24 protein-coding genes, 1 tRNA gene, 1 riboswitch and 1 other annotated feature are annotated in these 26,655 nt (G+C 49.4%); of the genes, 5 read left to right on the top strand and 20 right to left on the bottom strand.

The annotated features are described in order from the left end of the window. Positions 1 to 210: 210 nt before the first annotated feature. From ACXAD6_RS03445 to ACXAD6_RS03425, 5 genes are all read right to left on the bottom strand, one after another. Positions 211 to 1,347, bottom strand: a complete 1,137-nt coding sequence (locus tag ACXAD6_RS03445; RefSeq protein WP_474967659.1) for a bifunctional cystathionine gamma-lyase/homocysteine desulfhydrase — start codon at positions 1,345 to 1,347, stop codon at positions 211 to 213. Between the two features lie 4 nt (positions 1,348 to 1,351). Continuing rightward, on the bottom strand, positions 1,352 to 2,269 hold the full coding sequence (locus tag ACXAD6_RS03440) for a PLP-dependent cysteine synthase family protein (RefSeq protein WP_474967658.1): 918 nt from the start codon (positions 2,267 to 2,269) through the stop codon (positions 1,352 to 1,354). Between the two features lie 21 nt (positions 2,270 to 2,290). Beyond that, positions 2,291 to 2,746, bottom strand: a complete 456-nt coding sequence (locus ACXAD6_RS03435; RefSeq protein WP_474967657.1) for an S-ribosylhomocysteine lyase — start codon at positions 2,744 to 2,746, stop codon at positions 2,291 to 2,293. 4 nt (positions 2,747 to 2,750) lie between these two features. Further along, entirely contained in the window at positions 2,751 to 3,410 is a 660-nt protein-coding gene (locus ACXAD6_RS03430; protein ID WP_474967656.1) for a class I SAM-dependent DNA methyltransferase, read from the bottom strand. 211 nt (positions 3,411 to 3,621) lie between these two features. Beyond that, positions 3,622 to 4,734: a DEAD/DEAH box helicase gene (locus ACXAD6_RS03425; protein WP_474970357.1), complete on the bottom strand. Its 1,113-nt coding sequence runs from the start codon at positions 4,732 to 4,734 to the stop codon at positions 3,622 to 3,624. 250 nt (positions 4,735 to 4,984) lie between these two features. Here ACXAD6_RS03425 and ACXAD6_RS03420 point away from each other — a divergent pair, with 250 nt between their 5' ends. Continuing rightward, entirely contained in the window at positions 4,985 to 5,647 is a 663-nt protein-coding gene (locus ACXAD6_RS03420) for a peroxiredoxin (RefSeq protein WP_474967655.1), read from the top strand. Positions 5,648 to 5,759: 112 nt separating this feature from the next. Then, complete coding sequence (locus ACXAD6_RS03415) at positions 5,760 to 6,947, top strand: M14 family metallopeptidase (protein WP_474967654.1); 1,188 nt, start codon at positions 5,760 to 5,762, stop codon at positions 6,945 to 6,947. A 32-nt stretch (positions 6,948 to 6,979) separates the two neighbouring features. On the opposite strand, the gene ACXAD6_RS03410 is transcribed toward ACXAD6_RS03415, so the two are convergent. The 4 genes from ACXAD6_RS03410 to ACXAD6_RS03395 all read right to left on the bottom strand — a co-directional run bounded on the left by ACXAD6_RS03410 (position 6,980) and on the right by ACXAD6_RS03395 (position 12,430). Next, positions 6,980 to 7,327: a hypothetical protein gene (locus ACXAD6_RS03410; protein ID WP_474967653.1), complete on the bottom strand. Its 348-nt coding sequence runs from the start codon at positions 7,325 to 7,327 to the stop codon at positions 6,980 to 6,982. A 442-nt stretch (positions 7,328 to 7,769) separates the two neighbouring features. Further along, complete coding sequence (gene argH / locus ACXAD6_RS03405; RefSeq protein WP_474967652.1) at positions 7,770 to 9,146, bottom strand: argininosuccinate lyase; 1,377 nt, start codon at positions 9,144 to 9,146, stop codon at positions 7,770 to 7,772. Beyond that, positions 9,139 to 10,371 carry an argininosuccinate synthase gene (locus ACXAD6_RS03400; protein ID WP_474967651.1) on the bottom strand — a complete coding sequence of 411 codons (1,233 nt, stop codon included), beginning with the start codon at positions 10,369 to 10,371 and terminating at the stop codon, positions 9,139 to 9,141. Before ACXAD6_RS03400 ends, argH begins: the two co-directional genes overlap by 8 nt. A 55-nt stretch (positions 10,372 to 10,426) precedes the next feature. Then, positions 10,427 to 10,647 (bottom strand) — a binding site (T-box leader). 130 nt (positions 10,648 to 10,777) lie between these two features. Next, positions 10,778 to 12,430 (bottom strand): L-lactate permease, encoded by a 1,653-nt coding sequence (locus ACXAD6_RS03395; RefSeq protein ID WP_474970356.1) that lies wholly within the window; start codon positions 12,428 to 12,430, stop codon positions 10,778 to 10,780. 173 nt (positions 12,431 to 12,603) lie between these two features. Continuing rightward, positions 12,604 to 12,648: riboswitch (PreQ1 riboswitch) on the top strand. An 85-nt stretch (positions 12,649 to 12,733) separates the two neighbouring features. Here ACXAD6_RS03395 and queC point away from each other — a divergent pair. Genes queC through queE form a run of 3 tightly spaced genes read left to right on the top strand, consistent with a single transcriptional unit; the run spans position 12,734 to position 14,587 of the window. Beyond that, positions 12,734 to 13,396: a 7-cyano-7-deazaguanine synthase QueC gene (gene queC / locus ACXAD6_RS03390; protein ID WP_474967650.1), complete on the top strand. Its 663-nt coding sequence runs from the start codon at positions 12,734 to 12,736 to the stop codon at positions 13,394 to 13,396. Between the two features lie 2 nt (positions 13,397 to 13,398). Next, positions 13,399 to 13,866 carry a 6-carboxytetrahydropterin synthase QueD gene (queD, locus tag ACXAD6_RS03385; protein WP_474967649.1) on the top strand — a complete coding sequence of 156 codons (468 nt, stop codon included), beginning with the start codon at positions 13,399 to 13,401 and terminating at the stop codon, positions 13,864 to 13,866. After that, positions 13,859 to 14,587, top strand: coding sequence for a 7-carboxy-7-deazaguanine synthase QueE (gene queE, locus ACXAD6_RS03380; RefSeq protein WP_474967648.1), 729 nt, complete (start codon positions 13,859 to 13,861; stop codon positions 14,585 to 14,587). Before queD ends, queE begins: the two co-directional genes overlap by 8 nt. A gap of 513 nt (positions 14,588 to 15,100) precedes the next feature. Here the strand turns inward: queE and ACXAD6_RS03375 are convergent. The 11 genes from ACXAD6_RS03375 to trpE form a co-directional block, all read right to left on the bottom strand. Next, positions 15,101 to 16,054, bottom strand: coding sequence for a bile acid:sodium symporter family protein (locus ACXAD6_RS03375; protein WP_474967647.1), 954 nt, complete (start codon positions 16,052 to 16,054; stop codon positions 15,101 to 15,103). Between the two features lie 98 nt (positions 16,055 to 16,152). Further along, on the bottom strand, positions 16,153 to 17,397 hold the full coding sequence (locus ACXAD6_RS03370; protein ID WP_474967646.1) for an L-lactate MFS transporter: 1,245 nt from the start codon (positions 17,395 to 17,397) through the stop codon (positions 16,153 to 16,155). A gap of 124 nt (positions 17,398 to 17,521) precedes the next feature. Next, positions 17,522 to 17,594, bottom strand: a tRNA-Ala gene (locus tag ACXAD6_RS03365). Between the two features lie 341 nt (positions 17,595 to 17,935). Then, complete coding sequence (locus ACXAD6_RS03360; RefSeq protein WP_474967645.1) at positions 17,936 to 19,348, bottom strand: sodium:solute symporter family protein; 1,413 nt, start codon at positions 19,346 to 19,348, stop codon at positions 17,936 to 17,938. A gap of 360 nt (positions 19,349 to 19,708) precedes the next feature. Continuing rightward, on the bottom strand, positions 19,709 to 20,290 hold the full coding sequence (locus ACXAD6_RS03355; protein WP_474967644.1) for an anthranilate synthase component II: 582 nt from the start codon (positions 20,288 to 20,290) through the stop codon (positions 19,709 to 19,711). Positions 20,291 to 20,320: 30 nt separating this feature from the next. After that, positions 20,321 to 21,124, bottom strand: coding sequence for a tryptophan synthase subunit alpha (trpA, locus tag ACXAD6_RS03350; protein WP_474967643.1), 804 nt, complete (start codon positions 21,122 to 21,124; stop codon positions 20,321 to 20,323). A gap of 1 nt (position 21,125) precedes the next feature. Continuing rightward, positions 21,126 to 22,319 carry a tryptophan synthase subunit beta gene (gene trpB / locus ACXAD6_RS03345; RefSeq protein WP_474967642.1) on the bottom strand — a complete coding sequence of 398 codons (1,194 nt, stop codon included), beginning with the start codon at positions 22,317 to 22,319 and terminating at the stop codon, positions 21,126 to 21,128. Beyond that, on the bottom strand, positions 22,300 to 22,956 hold the full coding sequence (locus tag ACXAD6_RS03340) for a phosphoribosylanthranilate isomerase (protein WP_474967641.1): 657 nt from the start codon (positions 22,954 to 22,956) through the stop codon (positions 22,300 to 22,302). The genes trpB and ACXAD6_RS03340 overlap by 20 nt, the downstream gene beginning before the upstream one ends. Next, complete coding sequence (gene trpC / locus ACXAD6_RS03335) at positions 22,953 to 23,714, bottom strand: indole-3-glycerol phosphate synthase TrpC (RefSeq protein ID WP_474967640.1); 762 nt, start codon at positions 23,712 to 23,714, stop codon at positions 22,953 to 22,955. The genes ACXAD6_RS03340 and trpC overlap by 4 nt, the downstream gene beginning before the upstream one ends. Then, the gene (trpD, locus tag ACXAD6_RS03330) at positions 23,707 to 24,729 is read right to left on the bottom strand and encodes an anthranilate phosphoribosyltransferase (protein WP_474967639.1); all 1,023 of its coding nucleotides are present in this window, start codon (positions 24,727 to 24,729) and stop codon (positions 23,707 to 23,709) included. Before trpD ends, trpC begins: the two co-directional genes overlap by 8 nt. Next, positions 24,726 to 26,231: an anthranilate synthase component I gene (gene trpE / locus ACXAD6_RS03325; protein WP_474967638.1), complete on the bottom strand. Its 1,506-nt coding sequence runs from the start codon at positions 26,229 to 26,231 to the stop codon at positions 24,726 to 24,728. The genes trpD and trpE overlap by 4 nt, the downstream gene beginning before the upstream one ends. Positions 26,232 to 26,655: the final 424 nt, after the last annotated feature.

The following is a 26,655-nucleotide window of genomic DNA, read 5'->3' as shown; positions in this document are numbered from 1 at the left end:
GGGGACGCCTGCGGGAACAGCGCGAGCCGAAGATCCACTTGGTCCAATGTTTTCTTGACCAAGTTAGCTGAGGCCGTGCCCGCGGCAAGCATCCGCCGATAAGCGGAACGTACCCTCTCAACACGACATGCGGACAACTCTAACTGGATAGGACGAACTTTTTCTACAGACTGAGGGAGTGCTCTAACAAGAGCACTCCCCTTTTTCTGGTTATTTTCTTAAGGCTTGGAGGAAATCTTCCTTCAAATCTTCAATATCTTCCAACCCGATGGACACGCGGACAAGCCCCTCCGTAATGCCAAGCTCTGTCCGTCGGTCTTCAGGGATGGACGCGTGAGTCATTTGGGCAGGTACAGAAATGAGACTTTCCACAGCTCCTAGACTTTCCGCCAGCGTAAAATAGTTCACATGGCGGAGCACCTTGTCGGCTTTTTCAGCGGTGCCGACGTCAAAACTGATCATACCACCGTTTCCGCCTGCCTGTTTCGTGTGTACATCATGACCATTATGCGAAGAAAGGCCTGGGTAGTAAATGTCCGTGACTTCCGGAAGTTCCTGAAGAAACTCGACGAACTGCCGGGTGTTCTCTTCAATTTCTTCCATGCGGATACCGAGCGTCTTGATTCCTCTCATTAACAGCCACGAATCTTGAGGTCCGAGGATTCCACCTGAAGAATTCAACACAAAATGAACATCTTCCGCGAGCTGTTCTGAATTCACAACGACAAGCCCGGCGACAACATCACTATGTCCGCCTAAATATTTCGTCGCACTGTGCAGGACGATGTCCGCACCGTGCTCCAGTGGATTCTGCCAGTATGGTGTACTGAAGGTGTTATCCACGATAAACGTTAAGTCATGCTTTTTCGCCAGCTCTGCCGTTTGATCAAGGTCGGTAATTTTCAGCAGTGGATTGGTCGGCGTTTCGACGTAGACCGCTTTCGTACGATCCGTGACTGCCGCTTCGATATTCGCCGTATCACTCGTGTCTACAAAACTCGCTTCCAGGCCGAAACGGTTGATCACTTTGGACACGAGACGGTACGTACCGCCGTACACATCGTCGGTAAAAATGATGTGATCTCCGTGGTTGAAAGTCATCAGGACCGCCGTAATGGCGGCCATCCCAGAACCGAAGGCAAACCCGCGGTGCCCGCCTTCCAGATCTTTAATCAGTTCTTCCAGGGCAAAACGGGTCGGGTTGCCTGTCCGCGAATATTCATATCCGCGGTGCTGACCCACGCCATCCTGAGCATACGTGCTGACCTGATAAATCGGCACACTGACCGCTCCTGTTTTTTCATCTCCTGTAATACCACCGTGAATCAACTGCGTTTTTTTCCTCATGCTTTCACTCCTCGTATATTCCTTGGCTTAAATACCGTTCACTGCTGTCGGGAAAAATAGTTACAATCCGGGCCCCGGGTTCTGCCTGCTCCGCTTCCCGGAGGGCGGCTTCAAACACTGCTCCGGAAGAACTCGCCACAAGCAGCCCCTCCTTGAGTGCCAGTTCTCTCACACGGGCAAAGGCATCTTCATCGGCAATCGTGTGAATGGCATCAAAATAATCTGTATCCATATAAAAAGGTAGAAATTCCATACCGATGCCTTCCGTACGATGCGATCCGGCTTCTCCACCATTCAGAATCGATCCCTCCGGTTCAACGATGACCGTCTTGACAGCAGGATTCTGTTCTTTCAAGTACCGTGCTGTCCCCATAAAGGTCCCTCCTGTACCAGCTCCTGCTACGAAAACATCGATGTCTCCCTCAAGATCAGCATAAATTTCCGGACCAATGGATTCATAATAAGTATCCGGGTTAGCCTGATTGTTAAACTGTTGAGGGCTGAAGGCGTCCGGAATCTGTTTACACAGCTCCTCCGCTTTATCAATCGCGCCTCTCATTCCCTGGTCCGTCGGCGTGTTGATCACTTCTGCTCCAAGGGCTCTCATCAGCGTCTGTTTTTCAACACTGAATTTCTCAGGTGTCACAAAAATCACCCGGAACCCTTTTCCAATAGCAGCAAGAGCGACGCCGATCCCTGTATTGCCCGCGGTCGGTTCCACAATTGTCCCGCCAGGCTTCAGCAGGTCACGTGCTAAAGCATCCTCAATCAGTTTTAAACCCAGGCGGTCTTTGATACTACCGCCTGGGTTCATGAATTCAAGCTTGGCAAATATACGGGCTTGATTCGGGATCGCTGAATGAGTGAGTTCAATCATAGGTGTCTGCCCAATCAAAGATTGGATATTCTTCACGTACCCCATCGCATTCTCATCTCCCGTTTTTTAAAAAACTTCCGTCCATTCGTCACGCTTATTCAGAAGCTCGCGGGCAAGCTCCTGTGCACCTTCCAGGCTGTGGCTGGCTGCAAAACCGCACTGCACTTCGTTGCAGGCCGGCACTTCTTCCGCTTCCAATACATCCTGAAGCGTTTTTTCGATCACATTCAGGATATTTTCGTAGCTGTCATCATTCAGTACTGCAATATAAAAACCTGTCTGGCATCCCATCGGTCCGATATCGACGATACGGTCATGGTGGTTCCGGCTGTTCTCTGCCATCAGATGTTCAAGAGAATGAAGTGCAGGCATATTCATGTGTTCCTGGTTCGGCTGCTTGATACGCAGATCATATTTATAGATCTTATCTCCCTTTTCCCCTTCGGTCACACCAACAAGGCGTACATAAGGCGCTTTGACTTTCGTATGGTCAAGGTTAAAGCTCTCTACGTTCATAGGCATAAGATCATACTCCTTTTCCCGCCTGGATAAGCCAGGCATATTTGTTAATTTGTTCAAACGATACCTCAAATCCAGCTTCTACAAACATCTCTTTTATCTCTTCTAGATAAGGGTAGTATTCTTCCTGCAAATCCTGTGCTAAATTCAAGAATCCCGCCTGCTCGGCTTCCTTGATCAACGTGTTCTTATGACCTTTATCCTTAAACAGGGTATCAATAAAAATCACCTGGCCATCTTCTTCGAGACGCTGATGAAAGTCGACAATGGCTGCTTTCTTCTCTGAACTAGTCAGGTGATGAAAAGCAAACGAGCTGACAATGGAACGGATTGGTGACTGAAGCATAGGGTATTCAAGGAAATTCCCTTCGTATATTGCTGCTTCAGGACATTTCACTTTGGCAATTCTCCGCATTTCCGAAGAAGGCTCAACGCCCAGCACCACTTTGTTCTGATCGACCATTTTTCTTGTAAGGTTGGCCGTTCCTACTCCGAACTCCAATACGGGAGATAATGAGAGCTTGGCTAAGCGCTCCAGCATTTCCTCATAACCGTCGAAGACTTCTCTATATTCTGGATCTTTTCCTGCTACTGTATCATCATATGAACTCGCCCATTGGTTGAATAGGTCGACGAATTCCATTCCCATCGCTTCATCTCTCCCCATAATTTATAATCCCAATGCGTTTACTCGGAATTACATTATTAATGTATCATATTTCTGAAGATTCTACAACGGTATAGGTCTATGACCCATTTTTCAGCATCTGCTTATCCATCCACCGGTTTACTTCATTCACTGCCGTGCCAACCTTCCTGAAAAAATGGGGTGGCACGGTATGAAAAAAAGCGAAGGATGCCTTTCAGCATCCTTCGCTTTATTCTTTCTCTCTTTTGCCCGGGGATAGTGTATCGAGTGTACGACGTTCGAGTTTTTGTTTGGTTTGTTTTTCTATAATATTCAGCATCTGCTTATCCTTCGGCGAAGCGAAGGTGATGGCGAGGCCTTTGCCGCCCGCTCTTCCTGTACGGCCGATGCGGTGGATGTAGCTGTCCGCATCCTGGGGAATGTCGTAGTTGAAGACATGAGTGACTCCTTCTACATCCAATCCCCGGGCTGCTACATCGGTAGCCACTAAATATTGGATATCCGCTTCACGGAACCTTTTCATGACTTTCTGCCGTTTGGCCTGGGTAAGATCACCATGAAGTTCATCGCTGAGGAATCCTTTGGCAAGCAGCGCATCATTCAACTTCTTCGCCCGGCGTTTGGTCCGGCAGAAAATGACAGCAAGAAATGGCCGGTGCTCGTGCATAATTGTCATCAGGGCATCCTGTTTGGCTCTGTCTGTCGTTTGATACAGCAGCTGTTTAATGTGGCCGATCGTCTCTTTCTCGGGCTTTACGTGAATGGTTCTAGGCTCCCGGAGCATTTCCCGTCCGAGTTTCTTCACCGAGGACGGCAGGGTGGCAGAAAACAGCATGGACTGTCTATCCGGATTCGTTTGATCGAGGATGTCCATCACATCTGGATAAAACCCGGCTTCCAGCATTTGATCCGCTTCATCAATGACAAGGTACTCCACCTGGGTAAGATCGACGGTTTCCCGGCGCAGATGATCAAGCAGCCGGCCGGGAGTCGCTACAATTATATGAACCGTCCCTTCCAGCTTATGCAGCTGTTTGATCGTATCCTGCCCGCCATAAACCGGCAGAACATGGATCCCCTCCGGGGCAAGGCGCTTCGTCTCCTCCGTAATCTGCAGCGCCAATTCCCTTGTCGGTGATATGATCAGCGCCTGCACGTGAGGCTTGGAAGGATCAATCCTTTCTAATATCGGAACAGTAAAAGCAAACGTTTTTCCCGTGCCTGTCTGCGCCTGTCCCATGACATCCTGTCCGTCCATGATTACAGGGACCGCCTGCTCCTGAATAGGAGTGGGTACGGTAATTCCCTGTTTCTTCAATCGATCAATCATTTCCCGGGACATACCCAGTTGTTCAAAAGTTTTTTTCACTACTTATCCTTCTTCCTTCAATAAAATCTTCCTGTATACATACCTTCCCGTAGTATACCTGAAAAAACACCGTTCCACCTCCTTCTCTCAAGAAAAACTATAAAAATTCTGTGCTCCTTCGACAGGGCGGACTTTTGATTCATTCTTTCCACAGAAAGATTAAGCGCTCTCATTTGTGGAATGAGACATACAGAAAAGAAATTCCTACCAAGGAGGAAAAATAATGGCTCAGTTTGATACAGAAGTTTCTCAAGTCACGATGCCGAGAATCGGGGACCGTGCTCCTTATTTTGAAGCACCCACCAACCACGGAAATATCAGTTTGAAGGATTACAAAGGAAAATGGCTCGTGCTGTTTTCCCACCCTTCCGATTTCACGCCGGTCTGTACGACAGAGTTTGTCGGCTTTCAAGAGATTTATCCTGAACTGCATCAGCTTAACACCGAGCTGCTTGGCTTAAGCGTCGATTCTGTAAACTCCCACATCGCCTGGATCCGCAGCATCGAAGAAAATTTCAACACGTCCATCGAGTTCCCTGTCATTGCCGATCTGGATAAGGAAGTCTCAATGAAGTACGGCATGATTATGCCTGGGGAGAGTCAGGTAGAGACGAGCCGGGCTGTCTTTGTTATTGATGACCAGCAGAAGATCCGCTCGATCATCTATTATCCACTTACGACAGGACGGAATATGCAGGAAATTCTACGCCTTGTTAAAGCTCTGAAGACGACCGATGAATACGGCGTTTCTACGCCCGCGAACTGGCAGGAAGGAGACAAGGCCGTCGTTTCTCCACCAAAATCCCAGGAGGAAGCCGCCAAACGTTCTGAACAGGAGGATATTGATTATATCGATTGGTACATTTCCAAAAAAGACATTACGTAAGAAAAAAGCTGCCCACGCCGGGCAGCTTTTTTCTTGAGAGCGTCCTTGTTCATGCCGGACGGGGACAATCCATATACATAGAATAAAGATATATCGGTAAGGGGGAATTGTATTGGACGTACAAGTAAGAAAAGGGGATTCGCTCTGGTACTATGCCGGACTTTTCAATATTCCTCTCCCACTGCTCATGGATTCCAATCCCGGGCTCACGCCTGAAGCTCTTCAAATTGGTCAGACCATTAAAATCCCCGGCTGGCGTACTACTGCGTATACCATTGCGCAGGGGGACACGTTATGGAAGCTGGCCGGTGAAAATCGTCTCTCATTAGATGCGCTGTTTCTATTAAACCCGGACGCCGATCCCGACGCGCTTCCGCTCGGCGGATTCCTTCTCCTCCCGGAACGTGTATCGACCCGGATTGTTAACGGAAACCGCCCCTACACGTCTGCTGTATTATCAGAGGACCTTCGTGCCCTGTTTGACCTTTATCCGTTCATCCGGCGGTCCAGCATCGGACAGTCGGTCATGGGAAAAGAGCTTCAGGAACTGCGGATCGGCCGAGGGAACGAGTACGTGCACTGGAATGGATCCTTTCATGCCAATGAGTGGATTACAACCGGAGTCATCATGCAGTTTCTGAATGATTATTTACTTGCACTCACCAACAAAGAATCGATCCGCGGCATGGATGTCCAGCCATTGTACAACCGGATTACCTTGTCGATTGTACCGATGGTGGACCCGGATGGCGTAGATCTTGTCCTGAACGGTCCGCCTGAAGGTGAGGTCGGAGAAGCCGCGCTTGCTATTAATGAAGGAAGCCGGGACTTTTCCGGATGGAAAGCGAATATCCGCGGTGTGGATCTCAATAATCAATTCCCTGCCAAATGGGAAGTCGAAGCAGAGCGTAAACCTGAAGAACCTGCGTTCAGGGATTTTCCCGGCTATGAACCTTTGAGTGAACCGGAAGCTGTGGCAATGGCGGAGCTTGCCAGGAAGAGAAAGTTTTCGAAGATGCTCGCTTTTCATACGCAGGGAGAGGTCATTTACTGGGGATATGAAGGGCTTGAACCTCCCCGGGCCATGACCATAGTAAAAGAATTCAGCCGGGTGAGCGGCTATGAACCGATTCGTTTCGTGGACAGTTATGCCGGCTACAAAGACTGGTTCATCCAGGATTTCCGCCAGCCGGGATTCACCGTGGAGCTCGGGCAGGGCGTCAATCCTCTTCCACTTGAACAGTTTGATGAAATTTATCAGGAATCCATCGGCATCTTCCTTGCCAGTCTCTATATGTGAAAATCCCGGCGGGGAACGTCCCCGCACGGGATTTACTCATCATCAAAATCGTTTCGATTCATATGTCCATTATGATCTTTAATGACCACAACGGCCCGTTCATATTCTTCTTCCTTCACGGAGAAGTGGAGCACATGGGTCAAATGCCTTTTGTCGGATAAGGCTTCCTCACGATCGTGCTTTGGAGTGATGACCTCTGTGAAATTGAATGTCCCGCCGCCTGTATTGGCAGAGCCTGCTACAGGGACAACCGGGGTCAGGTCCGCATCTTCCGGGATGGCCTCCACCATTTCCTGTTGAACGGACAACGACTGCAGATCGGCTTTAGCGCTTTCGGCATCATTTTCTGTCTGGAAATAAGCTTGAACGGTTTTAGACATCGTTTTCTTCCTCTCTTAATATAGTTAGTATGGATATAGTATCCTTAAGCAAACCCTTTCAAACCTCCATACAAAAAGAGCACCTGTCATCTCGACAAGCGGCCCTATGTCGTTGTGAATGGTCACGAGCCGTTTATCGGTGGATGCTTGCCGCGGGCACGGCTTCAGCTAACTTGGTCAAAAAGATCACTTGACCAAGTGGATCTTCAGCCCGTGCTGTTCCCGCAGGCGTCACCACCGAACACTCTTCGTAACCTGATCGAATGATGAACAGAAAACCCTCTATGCATCATGCATCATCACAGGAGAAAAAACTGGAGCCCTGAAGTCCATCAAAAAAGGCTGCCGAAAAAGTCTTCGACAGCTTTTTTCAATAGGATTCAAAATGTGCACAAGTACAACACTTTGAAAACAAAAATGTTCTCTACAGGCTGAGCACCTCTTATTCGTAGAGGTGCTCTTTTGCCGTTTTAATTTGAACGTGAACCTGTTCAAAGCCGGTGCCGCCTTCACTGTTCCTTGCAGCAACCACGTGTTCCGGAGCGAGCTTGTCATAAATATCCGCTTCGAACAACTCAGAAAACTGCTGGTACTCCTCCATGGAAAGATCCAGGAGATAGCGTCCTTCCTGAATGGCGTACAACACAATCTTTCCAATCACTTCATGAGCCTGACGGAAAGGCAGGCCTTTCACAGCCAGATAATCGGCAATGTCAGTGGCGTTGGAGTAATCCTCTTTCACTGCTTTTTTCATTTCGCCTGCCTTCACTTCCATGGAATCAAGCATCGGAGCAAGCAGCGCCAGTGCCCCTTCCAAAGTGTCGACCGTGTCGAACATGCCTTCCTTATCTTCCTGCATATCCTTGTTGTAGGCGAGCGGCAGCCCTTTCAAAAGGGTCAGCAGCCCCATCAGGTTTCCATAAATACGTCCCGTTTTTCCACGGAGAAGCTCGGGCACGTCCGGGTTTTTCTTCTGAGGCATAATGCTTGAACCGGTACAGAATTCATCATCAAGCTCAACAAAGTTGAACTCTTCGCTGCTCCATAAAATCAATTCCTCAGAAAGGCGGGAAATGTGCGTAATCATAATTGATGAAATCGACAGAAATTCGAGAATAAAGTCACGATCGCTCACCGCATCCAGAGAGTTTGGATATACCTTTTCAAACCCGAGGAGATCCGCACTCATCTGCCGGTCGATCGGGTAAGGCGTTCCGGCAAGTGCTGCAGCCCCAAGCGGAGACCAATTGATCCGCTTCAAGCTGTCCTGCAGCCGGTCTTTGTCACGTTCAAACATCCAAAAGTAGGCGAGCACATGGTGGGCAAACGAAATGGGCTGCGCCCGCTGCAGATGGGTATACCCTGGAAGAATCGTTTCCACGTTTCCCTCGGCCTGCTTCAGCAGCGCTGTCTGGACATTTTCCACAAGCTCAATGATGGCCTCCGTTTTCTCACGGAGGTACAGGTGCATATCCGTGGCGACCTGATCATTCCGGCTTCTTCCGGTGTGGAGCTTGCCCCCGACAGGACCGATTTCTTCTATTAATAGCTTTTCGATGTTCATATGAATGTCTTCATCCGCTACGGAATATTCCACATCCTCGTTTTCGATTTTCCCCTGGATCGTGTGAAGCCCGCGGATGATCTGGTTTTTCTCTTCATTGGAAATGATGTCACAGTGGGCGATCATCTCCACGTGAGCGAGGCTTCCTTTGATATCCTGGAGGGCCAGCTTTTGATCAAAGCCGATCGAAGAGGTATACTCTTCGACCAGCTGATTGGTTGGTTTTGTAAAGCGTCCGCCCCACAGTTTACTCATTGACCTTCACCGCTGCCTGATCGATCAGCTTCTTTTTATGCACATCCGCGTGGACTTTTGTCGGCAGTCCCCACAGCTTGATGAAACCGACGGCTGCGTTGTGATCAAAAGCATCTTCCTTGGAATACGTGGACAACTCTTCATTGTAAAGGCTGACCGGTGACTTCTTCCCGATGACAATCGCATGGCCTTTAAACAATTTCACCTTCACCGTTCCTGTGACAACCTGCTGGGTTGTTTCCACAAAGGCGGACAAGGCCGGCTGAAGCGGAGAATACCAGAGACCATCATAAATCATTTTGGACAGCTGCTGATCCACATTCGTTTTATACTGGGATACTTCACGGGTCAGGGTAAGGAATTCCAGTTCTTTATGGGCATTGATCAAAATCATGGCGGCCGGGTTTTCATACACTTCTCTTGATTTGATCCCGACTAAGCGGTTTTCGGTATGATCGATTCTTCCGACCCCATGCAGACCTCCGAGCTCATTCAGCTTTTCAATCAATGGCACAATGTCCATCGCTTCCCCGTTCAAAGCGACCGGCTTACCTTCTTTGAAATCGATATCAAGGATTTCCGGTGTATCCGGTGTTTTTTCAAGCGGGTTGGTCCAGGCGTAAGCCGCTTCCGGCGCTTCCTGCCATGGATCCTCCAGGACGCCGGCTTCGCAGGCACGGCCCCAGATGTTGGCATCGATGGAAAACGGATTTTCCAGATTCACAGGAATCGGAATCCCTTTTTCCTCTGCGTAAACGATCTGCTCATCACGAGTCATTCCCCACTCTCTGACAGGAGCAATGACTTCAAGCTCCGGATTCAGCGCCTGGATGGAAACTTCAAAACGAACCTGGTCGTTCCCTTTTCCTGTACAACCGTGAGCGACTGCCACTGCTCCTTCCTGTTCTGCAACCTCTACAAGAAGTTTGGAAATAAGTGGACGGGACAAGGCAGAAGATAACGGATATTTACCTTCATACAAGGCGTTGGCTTTCAAGGCAGGCATCAAATATTCCTCAGCAAGGATTTCTTTGGCATTGACCATGATGGCCTTGATTGCTCCGACATCCAGCGCTTTCTGACGGATGGCCTCAAGGTCCTTCCCTTCTCCAACATCAAGCCCGAGTGCAATCACATCATAGCCGTACTTCTCCTGGATCCATTTCACAGAAATCGAAGTATCCAATCCACCAGAATATGCTAATACAACCTTTGGTTTTGTCATTATAACGTCCTCCTTCATATTTTTGTCCATTAAAAAAACCCGTCTCCTACTAATCGTAAGAGACGGATTTTATCGTTCACATCCGCGGTGCCACTCTCATTGTCTATGAAACATAGACCAGCTCAATACTGATAACGGGGGATCCCGGTTCCGGCTACTCGCGTTCACCAAACTTCTCGGAAGTGCGTTTCCCTATGAATGGCCATCAGGCTTCCACCAACCCCGACTCGCTGTAAGACCAGCATCCATACGTACTTTCTTCGTCTTCGAATGTATTTTTATTATTTATTGTTTATAATTATACAAAATATACAGAGGAAGTCAACAAGCAAATCTGAAAAACTTTACTTTTATTCTTTGAAAACGGCCCGCCTTCTGGTGGACCGTTTTCAAATCCAAATGAGGATTAAAGTAGATAGACAGCCGCCATACCGATTACACCCGCCATGACTACATAGAGGAGCATCGGAATCATCGTCAAACGGATGATTGTTCCTTCTTCACCGACGAGGTTTACGACAGAGGCAGCGGCCACAACATTGAGGATGCACACCATGTTACCCGCATTGGAACCGAGCACTTGCAGAGCCGTTACCTGCTGCGGAGCGACCTGGATCTGATCCGCTACGCTGAATTGGAATAAAGAAAACATCATATTGCTGAATGTCGCACTGCCGGATATGAAAGAACCGAGCGCACCGATTACAGGAGCGGCCAGCGGCCAGGCTTCTCCAACAGAAGCAGAAACAATCTCGGCAAGCTCCATCGGCATACTGGCAAGGCCTGCGTCGTTCACGCCGGAATTGATGAAGATCCGCACCATCGGAACCGCTGTGCCCAGGGCTACAGCACTCCCCACCATGGTATGCGCGGACGTTTTCAATGTTTCCAGCACTTCTTTCCTTCTCATCCTGTGATAAAAAATAGTGAACAAGACAGCAACGGCAAAAATCGTTCCAGGAAGATAGAAGGGCTGAAAAGAAGTTGTGATGCCTGTTCCTAAAATATCGTTCCATGTTACAGACACAGAGGTCAGCCAGCTTTTCAGAGGAAGAACATTCACCCGGGTCAGAACGAGCAGGACAGCAACAACGATATAAGGAACCCATGCTTTGTATAAAGGCATGGTGACAGCGTTGGCGCTGATTTCCTCCACCGCTTCATCTTCCTCCCTTTTTCCGAAATCCCAGGGTTCATCCGGAAGAAGGAACCCTTTTTTAGCTGCCGGAACGACGAGTGCCAAGCCGACAAGGCCGCCGATGATGGACGGAAATTCCGGTCCAAGCAGATGAACGACAAGTAAAGCGGGAAGCGTAAAGCTTACCCCGGCAAAAAGGGCAAATTTCCAGATTTCAAGACCTTCTCTTAAGGAGCGGTTTTCACCGAAGAGCTTCGTAAGAATCAATACGAGCACAAGGGGGATAAAACTGCCGATAAACAAGTCCATCAGAACGGCAGATTGAGCGACCTCATATACAAATTGTGTTAATGTCTGACTGCCAAGGGCCTGCCGGACGGGTTCGGCCACCGCTTCCCCCTGTCTCAATCCCTGGTCCACTCCTACAATTAACGGTGTCCCCACAGCTCCAAAGGATACTGCACTGCTGTCCGCGATCAAAGCAAGAGAGACGGCAGCGAGCGCCGGAAATCCGAGTGTCAGGAGCAAAGGCGCAGCAATCGCGGCAGGCGTTCCAAATCCGGCCGCCCCTTCAATGAAGGACCCGAACAGCCAGGCGATGATAATCAGCTGGACCCTGCGGTCACTCGTAATCCCGGAAAAACCGGTACGAATCACTCCGAGTGCGCCACTGTTTTTCAAAGTATTCAAAAGAAGCACCGCGCCAAATACAATCCATAATATAGACACGGCAATCATGATGCCTTCAAGGGAGGCCGCAGCCGCCCTGATCAAAGGCACCTTCCAAATGAAGACGGCGGATAAAGCAACGACAAGGAGACTGACCGGCATGGCACGTACCGCCGGAAAACGGCATAAGACCAATAGAATAAAGACGGCAGCCACCGGCATCAGTGCCGTGATTAATTGAAGAAATGTCATCCTACCCACACCCTTACCTCTTGATACTTTCATTATATCGGAAAAGAATGGAAAAGAGAGTGACCACTTTGTGAAATATTTCACAATATCTCATTAGGAATCTCAGAAATTTCTGTTTCCCTTCGTAGAGATGTGATACAATGGCAGATAGTTTCATAAAATCTGCTGAATAAGCAGGAGAGGTTCTAGCGACACCCTCTATAAAAAACTAAGGATGGAACTGTACCTTGCCTTAGGTGCGGTTTTTTTATGGTTTTGGGTGTGTAGAATTCTCTTTTTCATGATTGAAAGGAGAATTTTTTTATGGAAAAAAACAAGAAAGCCGTCGTCGTGTTCAGCGGCGGACAAGACAGCACGACCTGCCTTTTCTGGGCTTTAGAACAGTTTGATCACGTGGAAGTGGTCACTTTTGACTATAATCAGCGTCATAAACAGGAAATCGAAGTGGCAGAGGAGATCGCCGGAGACCTGGGTGTCCGTCAGCACGTCCTCGACATGTCGCTGTTGAATCAGCTTGCCCCAAACGCGCTGACCCGGGACGATATCGACGTTAAAGACGGAGAAGACGGAGAGCTTCCTTCCACATTCGTCCCAGGAAGAAACCTTCTATTCCTATCTTTCGCTACGATTCTCGCCCGTCAGATTGGTGCCAAGCACATTATTACTGGTGTATGCGAAACGGACTTCAGCGGGTATCCCGACTGCCGCGATGTGTTCGTTAAATCACTGAACGTTTCCCTGAACCTGTCGATGGACGATGAATTCGTCATCCATACCCCGCTCATGTGGCTGGATAAAGCGCAGACGTGGAAAATGGCCGATGACCTGAACGCCTTTTCCTACGTACGCGAAAAAACCCTCACCTGCTATAACGGTGTACGCGGAGACGGTTGTGGAGAATGTCCCGCCTGCGACCTGCGCAGACAGGGTTTGGAAAACTATTTATCTGAGCGGAAGGAGGCGTAACGATGTACGGATTTACGATCGTGGAAAACCTGCAGAAAATCGATGAAGATATTAAGCGTCATGAGTTGAAATACCACCAGAAACGGGTGATGGTGAGCAAGGAATTCACCTTTGACGCCGCCCACCACCTCCACTGTTATGAAGGCAAGTGCAAAAACCTGCATGGACATACGTACAAAGTTATCTTCGGCATCAGTGGCTATACCGATGAGATCGGCCTTGTGATCGACTTCGGTGATATCAAGAAAATCTGGAAGGACGAAATTGAAGTCCACCTCGATCACAGGTACTTGAACGATACGCTTCCGCAGATGAATACAACGGCAGAGAACATGGTCGTCTGGATTTATGAACAAATGCAGGAGTCGCTTCGTTCCTACCCCAATGATTACCGCGTTGAATTTGTAAAGCTGTATGAAACACCGACAAGCTACGCGGAAGCCCGACGGGAGTGGATGAACGATGCATAAGTTCCCTGTACTCGAAATATTCGGACCGACCATACAAGGCGAAGGAATGGTCGTCGGCCGGAAAACGATGTTCGTCCGGACAGCCGGCTGTGATTACAGCTGCGCCTGGTGCGACTCCGCCTTCACGTGGGATGGCAGTGCCAAAGAGGATATCGAACGCCTGACAGCCGATAACATCATCGACCGACTGGTAGAAGAAGGCGGCGACCGATTCGATCACGTCACCATCTCCGGTGGAAACCCCGCCCTTTTGAAAAACCTGCATGAGCTTATTCAGCCGCTGCATGAACGCGGCATTGAAGTGGCCCTAGAAACGCAGGGAAGCCGGTGGCAGGACTGGTTTGTGGACATTGATGATTTAACGATTTCACCAAAACCGCCGAGCTCGCTGATGACGACAAACTGGGACGTGCTCGATGACATCATCCAGAGGCTTCAGGAGCAGGGGCGCTCCTCGCATGTTAGTCTGAAGGTCGTTATTTTTAACGATGAGGATCTGACGTATGCGGAAACCGTGCATCAGCGTTACCCGGACGTTCCTTTCTTTTTACAAGTCGGCAATGATGACCTTGTAGAAGAGAAACCAGGCAGCCTTGCCTCTCACCTGCTTGACCAGTATGAATGGCTGATTGACAAGGTGACGGCCTCGAAAAACTTGAATCATGTACGCGTGCTGCCACAGGTGCACGCCCTCGTCTGGGGAAACAAACGTGGTGTATAAAACAAGCGTCCGCTAACGAAGAAGGCCACTGAAAAACTGAGGATTTGTGAAAGGTATGGATGATTGACGATCTAACATGGAATCCCTCACTTTCATGTATTCTTTTCATCGTATAAGAAAAAAGAGTGATTTTCTTTGATTTATAAATTAAAGAAAATCACTCTTTTTAGGTGGGACACCGTTGATTCCACGATGAGCGTTCGATGGTGACGCCTGCGGAAACAGCGCGAGCCGAAGATCCACTTGGTCCAATGATCTTCTTGACCAAGTCAGCTGAGGCCGTGCCCGCGGCAAACATCCATCGACAAGCGATTCGTGAGAAGCAATAACCACCTTTACCCCCTTCTCTTGATAGGAAGGAGTTTTTCAGTAGTCTCCTGACGAAGCGGTAGCTTTTTTCGTGTTCCCAGGTCAATCAGATCGATATATCGGTCGTTTCTTGAATAGATCGATCCATATTGGTGAGATATCAACATTTTTCCGGATATATCAGCCAAATCTGCATGATATCGATTAACCGGCCTCTTTCACCCGTACCGCCCGCTTTTCGAAAAATTTCCCGGCAAACGAAGCGAGCACCTGCTGAAACAGCATTCCGACGATGACTGGCACAGCGGCCGCTGCGGGAAAATAGGTAATCGCGATAACGGCTCCTCCACTTATGTTGCGCATACCGCTGTTGAACGTGAGCGATAGGATACTCTCGTTCTCAAGCTTCGCAAGCTTTGCTGACCAGAAGCCGAGCGTGTAAGCCAGGACAGCCAGAAGGAACACCGTCAGCGCTGTCGCTGCCAGCTTCCCGTTCATTTCCTTCAAGTAAGGAGCGACCGCTGAACTGTTGATCATCACGACAGAAGCAATGCCAAGTTTGGTTGTGGGAGCCAGGCTCCTCTCCAAACGCTCCGTCCATTCCCTTTTTCCCCACTGGTTCACACACATCCCGAGGAGCGATGGAATCACAATCATCCAGAGCAGACCCATCATAATCGACAGCGCATCCATTTCCACCGCATTTCCGACGAGGAGCTTCATAACGACCGGAACGATAAACGGAGCAAGCATCGTGTCCACCAGAATAATTGACAGCGTCAGCACGACGTTTCCTTTATAGATCGATACCCAGATCAGCGACGTTATCCCGGTTGGAATGACAAAGGATAAAACAAGCCCGATGGTTGTGTTCACATCCCCGCTGAAAAATAGCGCTCCTGTTCCAAGGGCGATGACCGGCATGAGTATATGTAAAACGAGAAGACAGATGATTAACCCGAACGGATGACGCAGCACGTTTTTCAAATCAGTAAAATTGGAACCAAGGCTGCCGGCAAAGGTCATAACAGCAAAGATCCATGGTACAAGAAAAACAAGCGGTTCAAGCCACCTGGCGAAGATCACACCGAAAACGACAGCTGCAGGTGTGATGTAGGGCATCAGCTTCTGCAGCAGCCGGTTCAACCTTTGAATCATCCCGCTCTCCTCCCCTTATCTATCTATATATGAATCCCATTCTACGCCTCCCACTAAAAAAAGGAAACCCAGAGAATGAGACCCGGGTTTCCTCTCTATTACGCTGTGCGCGATTCTTCCTTCAGCGCTTGGCGTTTCTGTTTTTCGTCACGCTTCGTTAGGATGGAAACGACGAGGGCGATCACAAACAACCCGGCAAAGTAGATCAAGCTGTTCTCATAACTGCCTGTCGTATCTTTCATCCATGCTGCAAACACAGGACCGGCAAGTCCCGCAGCTGCCCATGCGGTCAAAATGTACCCGTGAATGGCACCAAGCTCCTTCGTTCCGAACAAGTCGCCGATAAAGGCCGGCATCGCTGCAAATCCTCCACCGTAGCAAGTGTAAATGACCGAAAACGCCACGACGAACACCCATGTAATGGATGTATAAGGCACAATCAGGAAAAGACCAATCTGCAGAACGAAAAATGCTAAATACGTATTTCCACGGCCGATATAGTCCGACGCACTCGCCCACCCAATCCGGCCGAGACCGTTAAAGATCCCCATCACGCCCACAAGTGTCGCCGCTGTCCCAGCTGCTACACCGACACTTTCCTCAAGCAGCGGCTTGGCGGCGGAGATGACGGCGATCCCGCACGTCACATTGATGAAGAGCATTACCCATAAGTAATAAAAACGCTTCGTCTTGACCGCTTCCTTCGCCCGCATATTAGCGAGGTCCTGTTTATCCGAAGACTCCTGTTCCTTGGGGTCGTAGCCCTCCGGAACCCAGTCCTCCGGCGGACGGGACAGATACAGGGAAGAACCAATCATAACGACAAAATAAGAGATACCGAGAATGTAGAAGGTTGCGGCAATGCCTGTCTGATTGATAAAAAAGTTCATCAGCGGACTGGCAATTGCAGCGGCGAAGCCAAAGCCCATAATCGCCATGCCGGTCGCCAGTCCACGACGGTCCGGGAACCATTTAACAAGCGTGGATACCGGTGCGATATAGCCCACTCCAAGACCGATCCCACCAAGAACCCCATAAAAAAAGTACAGCAGCCAGAGCGATCCGGCCTGTACCGCAATCCCTGATCCCGCGACACCGATTCCGAAGAAAATCGCTGCCGTTATACCGGCCACCCGCGGACCGTATTTTTCTACAAACCAGCCAAGAAAAGCAGCAGATAAACCTAAAAATAAAATTGCGACACTGAACGTAAACTGCACCTGGCTGGCCGACCAGCCGAATTCCTCACTCAACGGCCCCGTAAAGTTACTCCACGCATACACCGATCCGATGGAAATATGGATGCCGACGGCACATAAAGCGATGAGCCATCTGTTTTTCACTTTCCTTTTCCCCATGCTGTCACCCCAATTTGTTAGATTAAAGGTCTTTTTCCTAAATTCTACATATTCAAACAAAAAACCCCTCTTACTTTGAGTAAGAAGGGTTTTAATCGTACCTTATAAGTGGAGCATAGCGGGCTCGAACCGCTGACCTCTACACTGCCAGTGTAGCGCTCTCCCAGCTGAGCTAATGCCCCGTATTTATTGAAGACAAGTATGATAATAGCATGTCCGTATTTCTTTATCAATACTTTTTGACAAAAAAATTCAAAAAAGACCTTCTGATTAAGATCAGAAGGTCTTTCCGTTCGCATATGGCCTATAGTTGGTTTGAGGAGCGTTCGGTGGTGACGCCTGCGGGAACAGCGCGAGCCGAAGATCCACTTGGGCAGGTGATCTTCCTGCCCACGTTAGCTGAGGCCGTGCCCGCGGCAGGCATCCACCGATAAGCGGAACGTGACGACGTGACCTACGAAAAGCTATACTTTTTTTCTACAACAAGAAGACCTTCTGATTACAATCAGAAGGTCTTCTTGAATTAGGATGCACGCACGTCTGCGGCAGCCTCTCCTTTTTTCGATGTTAAAAGGGTAACGATAATGAGGACGAGAACGGCTACAGGGACCGCGATGACGACACTATTGACGTCAAACGGCTTCTGCAGGACGATCTCCCATACAAGCGTTGTGACAACACCAGCAACCATGGAAGATACACCACCTGCTGCGTTTACGCGTTTCCAGAAGAAAACGGCGAGAACGGCCGGCGTCAATCCGGCACCGTAGACGGTATAAGCGTACATCTGCACACTCAACACGGTTGGGAAATAGCTGATAATGATAAAAGCAAACAATCCAAGGGCTACGATAAAGATCCGCGTCATCGTGAGCAGCTTCTTATCGGAAGCGTCTTTATTCACATACTTGCCGTACAAGTCGTAGGTTAAGTTGGTCGCTGCCGACAAAAGATACGAGTTTCCGGTCGTAATGATAAAGGACGCGGCAGCTGCCAGAAGAACGCCACCAATGGCCATAGGCATAGCTACGGTTGTAGCCATAAGGGCCATTCCGGGATCAATGTCCGGGAATAAGGAACGGGAGGCAAAGGCGATGATAGAAATAGATGGTGAAATGATCAGCATCGCGATCAACCAGCCGATTTGAGCTCGTTTGGCTGACTTGTCCCCTTTGGATGAGGCCAGTCGCTGGTACATGTTCTGGTCACCAAGCAGAAGGAACAAGGAAGGCAGCAGATAACCGATCATCTGTACGGTTGTCAGTCCGCCTGTAGAGGTCATATGACTTTCCGGCACATTGGCGACGATCTCACTCCATCCGCCTGCGACCATGATAATCGTAGGAACTGTGACGATTAAACCACCTACCATCAAAAAGCCGCTGATGGCGTCTGTCTGGGAAACCGAACGAAGTCCGCCGATCATCGCAAGGAAAATGATCATTCCTGCACCGATGATTGTTCCTGCCTGAACGGTCATCCCTGTCGTCAAATTCAAGATAAAGCCGAAGCCTTTCATCTGATAGGATACAATCCCTACATAGGCCAGGATGATAATAACACTCGCAAGGTTTCGGGACGTTCGTCCATATTTCGCTTCCAAAATTCCTGAGACGGTAAATTTCCCGTAGGCCCGGATTTTAGGAGCGACGACATAAAGAATAATAATTCCGACCAACGTTGGGAGCATCATCATCAAGGAAGGCAGAATACCGTAAGAGAACGCCATCGACGTCTCCCCACCGGAAATACTTCCACTTCCTGTCCACGTAGCAAGCAGGGTCCCCATAAGCACAAAAGGTCCGAGACTTTTACCGGCAAGGACAAAGTCCTCACTTCCAGATACTTTCTTCGACATGACTACACCGATGCCGATCATTACAATCCCGTAGATAGCAATAAACCATAGTAAAGTTGGATCTTGTTGCAATTCCATACTGACTGAATCATCTCCTGATGTTTTTTTACTGCTGGATTTCCTAGAGCACATGAATATCTATCCACCGGCCGGTGACTGCCCGTCTAACACAACACTTTATAACCTAACACAGTTTCAGCATTTGTGAAAACGCATTACACCTTGGGAAAAAAGCGTTAGTTCCAGGCGTTTTGGGGCTTGTTTCATCTTTCACAATCTTCGATAAGCAGGTTAAGGGCACCATCTCAAAAAGTTGTCTTTTTGTTATGAAAGTTCAGTTAAAAAAGGAAAAGAGCGACAGAATTTTGTAGTAAAATTAGTTCTATAGTCCTAAAAAAAGAAGACCGGTATGAATGGGCATACCGGTCTTCTTCTTTATTATAATAAAGCTTTCATCCGTTGTTCGATGACATTTTTAAGAAGCTGCATACCATCATTTGTACCGATGGATTCGGGATGGAACTGCACGCCTTCCACAGGATATTCCAGATGGCGTATCCCCATGATTTCTCCTTCAACGGTGGTGGAGCTGATTTCGAAACAATCAGGAAGGGAATCCAGTTCGACAATCAGGGAGTGATAACGCATCGCTTCCATTGGATTATTCAAGCCCTCATAAATACCGCGGCCATCATGAAAGACGCGGGAGGACTTGCCGTGCATCAGGCGTTCCGCCCGGATGACGTTGCCACCAAATACCTGGGCAATCGACTGATGGCCCAGGCAGACGCCGAAAATCGGTGTCTTCGTTTTAAAATGATCGATGACTTCAAGCGTGACCCCCGTCTCATCCGGAGAGCACGGTCCGGGTGACAGGAATATCAGCTCCGGATCCAGCTGTTCAATTTCTTCAACTGATGCTTCGTCGTTTCTGCGGACGACGACCTCTTTACCTAGCTCGCCCAGGTACTGGACGAGGTTATACGTGAATGAATCATAGTGGTCAATCATATAAATCACTCTGCTCATCTCCTCTCTGCTCAATCTATCTCAATCTCTGACGAGTTCCTGAATGCCTTTCGTAAAGCTGTCCAGGGCTTCTTCCTTCTGCCCTTTTTCTATAACTTCAAGCTCCGCTTCGATAAGCCGGATGATCTTACTGCCGATAATGACACCGTCGGCATGTTCACGAACAAGCTTCACATCCTCATTCGTAGAAATTCCAAATCCGACTGCCACAGGGACCTGGCTGTGCTCCTTCACTTTTTTAATGAAGGTTAACGCTTCTGCGGACATTCCGCTGCTTCCGCCGGTCACACCAAGGGAGGATACACAATACAGGAACCCGCGGGCATGTTCTGCGATCTGCTGGATACGTGTATCTGAATTCGGCGCGACGAGGGAGATGAATTCGACATCCTTCTCAACAGCCATGCTCCGCACTTCTTCACTCTCTTCAAAAGGAAGGTCTGGAATCAAAACGCCTTCCACGCCGTTTTCTTCAAGCAGGTTGAAGAAGTCCTGATGGCCGATCTGCAGCACAGGGTTGTAGTAAGTGAAGATCACAACAGGAATCTCCACTCCGTGCCTGCGGAGTTCCGGAACAAGCTGGATCGCTTTTCTCAGAGACATGCCGGCGTTCAACGCCCGTTTGGCCGCGCGCTGGATCGTCGGTCCATCAGCAAGCGGGTCGGAGTAGGGAACACCGAGTTCCAGAACGTCCGCTCCCTGCTCCTGCAGCCTCAGCGCAAATTCAATTGTATATTCCGGAGAAGGATCTCCTGCTACGACGAACGGGATGAACAGATTCTCGGTTTTGTTAAGCTTCCCTTGAAACGATGTTTTCGTCAGCATGTTAAACCTCCTCCTGGAAATGTTCCATCAGTGTTGCCATATCCTTATCCCCGCGTCCGGACAGGTTGATGAGAATCGTCTCATCCGCTTCCATGCTTCCGGCTTCCTTGAAAGCCTGAGCAAGAGCGTGGGCACTTTCAATGGCCGGGATAATGCCTTCTGTCTGCGTAAGAAGCTTCAGCGCGTCCAGGGCCTCCTGATCCGTCACAGCTTCATAGCGGACCTGCTTTGTCTGGAAAAGGTGTGCATGTTCAGGGCCGATGCCCGGATAATCAAGGCCTGCCGAGATGGAATACGGCTCGGTAATTTGTCCGTTATCATCCTGCATCAAGTATGTCAGCGATCCGTGAATGACACCCGGCGTTCCTTTAGACAGCGTGGCGGCATGTTCCGGTGTATCAATGCCTTTTCCTGCTGCCTCCACCCCGACAAGGGCACTGTCGTCCTGTAGGAATGGGTAGAACATACCCATTGCATTACTTCCGCCGCCGACACAGGCATATATGCGGTCCGGAAGAGTTTCTTCAACCGCAAGGAACTGACGTCTTGATTCGTCTCCGATGATACGTTGGAAATCGCGGACCATCCGAGGGTACGGGTGCGGTCCGACGACAGAACCGATCAGGTAGAAGTGATCTTCACAATTCGCGACCCAGTAGCGGATCGCTTCGTTCGTTGCATCCTTCAATGTGCCGTTCCCACTGGAAACAGATACGACTTCAGCACCGAGCAGCTTCATACGGAAAACGTTCAGCTCCTGCCTGCGGATATCCTCCTCACCCATAAATACGATACATTCCAGACCGAATTTGGCAGCGACCGTGGCAGAAGCGACACCGTGCTGACCGGCTCCGGTTTCAGCGATGATCTTTTCCTTGCCCATCCGCTTAGCCAGAAGAGCCTGTCCAATCGCATTGTTCAGTTTGTGGGCGCCGGTATGGTTCAAATCCTCACGCTTCAAATAGATTTTCGCTCCGCCGAGGTGCTCGGAGATTTTATCGGCATACGTCAAAGAAGTCGGACGCCCCGCGTATTCTTTGAGCACATGATGGTATTCATTTTGGAATTCAGGATCCGCCATAGCTTCATCCAGAGCTTCTTCAAGCTCTTGAAGCGGGCCCATCAACGTTTCCGGTACGTATTTGCCCCCGAAGTCACCGAATCGGCCTTTAATATCAGGAAATGCTTGCAACATTTGCTTCCACCTCTTTCATAATCGCTTGTATTTTACCAATATCTTTTTTATTTTCTCGTTCAATCCCGCTGGAAATATCGATACCCTCCGGCTGGTAACTCAACAGTTTACCAACGTTTTCAGGCTTGATTCCACCAGCGATCAGGCAGGGCACTCCTTGATCAAAAGCGGCATCCCTGTAGGCAGGGACCGCTTCCCAGTCAAACCGGACCCCTGTACCTCCGGATGCCCCCTCGACTTTGCTGTCCACGATAAAACCGTCCGCGACGCCTTTAAATACGTCCATCTGGTCGAGACCACCATCCTGATGATGAACAACCTTCCAGACCGGAAGACCAAAAGCTTCTTTGATCTGCAGCAGCTGGGAAACGGTCTCGTTCCCGTGCAGCTGAATGACATCCAACGGCACGAAATGGAGAATTTCCTCCAGTTCATCTATTGTAGGGTCAATGAACACCCCGACAAGCTTCTGTCGCGGACGGATTTTCTTAATCCAGCGACCTACACGCTCAGGGCGCACATAGCGCTTCGTCCGCTTCACAAAAATGAAGCCGAGATGAGAGGCTTTGGAGGAGGCCGTTTTCGCTGTGTCAGAAAGCGACTGGTTGCCGCACAATTTCACAATAGGCTCCCTCACTGGACCTCCACTCCTTCAAGCAGGGTACGTACTGCTTTTTTGATATCATCCTGCCTCATCAGCGATTCTCCAACAAGAACCCCCTTCGCCCCATACCCGGCGGCTTGTTGAACATCTTCATTTGTGAAAATGCCGCTTTCCGAAACGAGCAGCGATTCCTCCGGTGCAAGAACCGCCATCCGTTCGGTCTGCTTCAAGGATGTCTCGAACGTATGCAGGTTGCGGTTGTTGATGCCCAGGATTTTCGGTGTGAACTGGTCCAGCACTTTTTCAAGGGTCTCTTCACTGTGCACTTCCACAAGCACTTCCATTCCCAGCTCATAGGCCTGGTTGTAAAGCTCGTGAAGCTTCTCCGCTTCCAGCGCCTCACCGATCAGAAGAATCGCATCGGCACCGATATACGCACTTTCAACGACCTGGGCGGAATCGATGATAAAATCTTTTCTCATGACAGGAATGTCCACGACCTGCTTGATCTGTGTCAAATAATCGCGATGCCCCTGGAAAAAGTGCTGATCGGTCAAAACAGATATGGCATGGGCGCCTGCTTCGGCGTAATCATGCGCAATGCGGACAGGGTTGAAGTCTTCACGGATGATACCCTTGGAAGGGGAAGCCTTCTTCACTTCGGCGATCAGTCCGGATGGATCTGCCCCGTTCAACGCTTCATATAAGGAATGCCTCGGGAAGGACTGTTCCTCAGGCAGGTACATTTTTTCAATTTCCTGATGTTTCACAGCTAAGATGGTTTCAAGCATACTGGCGATTCTCCCTTTCTGACGCGATAGATTCATAGTACTCTTTGGTCCTGCCGGATTGAATGGCCTCGCGGACCTGCATGACACCGTCTTCCAGCGTTTCTGCTCTACCAGCCACATACAGCCCGGCTGCTGCATTCAAGGTAACGATCGATGCCGCTGTTTCCCCTGCCCGGTTATAAAGGACGGCTTTAATGATGGCGGCACTTTCCTCAGTTTCTGTTATTTGAATGTCTTCAATGTTTCCTCTGGCCATCCCGAAGTCTTCCGGTTTGACTGTAAAGCGGCGGATGTTCCCGTCCTTCATTTCCACAAGATCGGTTTCCCCGGTAATCGTAATTTCGTCCAGACCGTCACGGCCGGTGGCGAGCAGGACGTGTTCGGAACCCAGCTTATAAAGGGTTTCAGCCATTTTCTCGGCATAAGCTGTGTCATAAATCCCGATCAGCTGACGTCTTGCATTGGCCGGATTGGACATCGGTCCAAGCAGATTGAACACCGTACGGAACCCAAGCTCCTGACGTGCTGGACCGGCATGCTTCATAGCCTGATGATAAAGAGGAGCAAACATGAAGGTCATTCCCTTTTCCTCCAAGGCTTTCGCTCCCTGCTCCGGTGTCGTATCAATTGGAACACCGAGAGATTCCAGAACATCGGCGCTTCCACTTTTCGAGGAAACTTTCCGATTGCCATGCTTGGCGACCTTCACGCCCATACTGGCTAGAACGAGTGATACCGCCGTCGAAATATTGAAAGTGGATGCACCATCGCCGCCGGTCCCGCACGTATCTACGAGGGAAGCATCGTCCACATCCATCCTTGTCATGTTCTCACGCATGGCGCGGACGAACCCGGTCATCTCCTCGACGGTTTCCCCGCGGTAGCTCATGACACTCAGCATACTCATCAACTGTCCGGTTGTGGCTCCTCCATTCATGATCGTGTTCATCGTTTCAAAGGCTTCCTGCTCGCTCATGGACTCTCCGGCTACAACCCGGCTCAACGTTTGTTTCATCTCATCTCCACTCCTTCTCGGCTCGAAAATACCTGCTCTGCTAACTCGATCGTTCTCTTCAAGGCGCTGGCTTTGTTCAGTGTTTCCTGATATTCAGCCTCAGGATCGGAATCGGCAACCACACCGGCTCCGGCCTGAATATATAAATTTTTATTCGTTAAAGTCATTGTACGGATGGTAATGCAGGAATCGATATTCCCATCAAACCCAAGGTAAAGGATGCCGCCGCCGTAAAGATTACGCGGTGTAGGCTCCAGTTCACGAAGGATCTGCATGGCCCTGACCTTCGGTGCTCCGGATAACGTTCCGGCCGGGAAGGAGGAAATAAGGGCATCGATCGGTGAAACCCCTTCCTTCAACTGCCCCGTCACCTTACTGATGATATGCATCACCTTCGAGAAACGCCCGATCGTCATATACTCACGAACGTCCACACTTCCGAATTCAGCGACACGGCCGATATCGTTTCTGGCAAGATCGACGAGCATTCTGTGCTCGGCCAGTTCTTTTTCATCTGCAAGGAGTTCCTCTACCAGCTGGTCATCTTCCTCCTGAGTCTGCCCGCGCTTCCTTGTTCCGGCAATGGGATGGATTTCAAGCTGCCCGTTCTGTACTTCAAGCAGCCGCTCCGGCGAACTTCCGATCACTTCGACATCCTCCATATTCAAGTAGAACATATAAGGAGATGGGTTCACTTTCCGCAGCACCCGGTAAAGCTCGAAGCCTGTACGGTCTGTAATGGTGTGGAAGCGCTGGGATAAAACAGCCTGGAAAACATCCCCGGCCCGGATGTACTCTTTAATCGTTTCCACATCCTGCCTGAATTTTTCCGGCTCATAGTTGCTGGAAAGGACGAGTTCCTGCTCTTCTCCCGATTCCTCCCCAAGCATCAAATCTTCCAAATCGCTGCCTTTTCTCAAACGGCTTGTAATCTCTTTGATGCGTGCCTTCGTCGTATCATAAACTTCACGGGAAGTCTCTGGCTCGTCGACTCTTCCGAAGGAAAGAATCGTCGTTTCTTTCGTTTTATGATGGTAGGCGATCAAGGTCTGGCAGAACAGCAGGTGGTAGCGGGCAAGATTCAGGTCATCCTGTTCCGCCGGTTCCACCGGTTCGAAATCTGAGATGGCATCGTAGCTGATGTAACCGACCCCGCCTCCTTTAAATGGAAGATCGATTTCCGGCTGCTTCACCTCCAGATCGCGCACCACTTTTTCATAAGCGGCCTTGAAGGTCTCTTCGTATGCTGTTGTCTGCAGACGGTAATCTTCAATAAGAAACCGGCCGCTTTTCTCTTTCACCTGGACCATGGGATCGAGTCCAATGAATGAAAAATTCGACCACGGGGATTCCGGGTCCTGGCTTTCAAGCATAAAGACAGCTTCATCTTTCAATGCATGAAACATATGAATGGGTGTAATCGTATCTGTAAAAAAGGATTGACTGATGGGAATGGTGCGGTACGCTTCCGCATCGGTTTGAAATGTTTCGTAAGTGGTCATTCGCTCACCTCTCCATAAAGGGTTTATGGAGAACGAGACGTTGAGGAATGAAAAAATGAGTGGATGAAATAAAGGGGTTCGGCCAGGCAACCAACCAGCTCCGTACGTCCAGCGGTTCCTCGCTCTTACTCGGCTCTGCTCTGCTCATCCTATTCCTCAACTCAACTCATTCTCTTCTCAACTAACTTTGTATTCATTTATAAAATACTTTCTCACAGTCTATAAAATTCAGATAATAAAGTCAACCGGAGAATTTCCAGCAACTCTATTTCCACCTTAACAAACCGCTGCGGTTCTTCAAAGCTATCTGTTTATAATATAAGAAACGCTGAACGGCTCCAGGAAAAGCACACCACAAAAAAACCGGGATTTCTTTTGAACGCATCCACAGCCAGTGACGTCTTATATACAGGCGGGAAGAGAG

It is taken from the genome of Halobacillus sp. ABH2_015 (assembly GCF_056158945.1).
The sequence above is the reverse complement of the archived record's forward strand: the minus strand, read 5'-3'. Positions and strand labels throughout refer to the sequence as shown.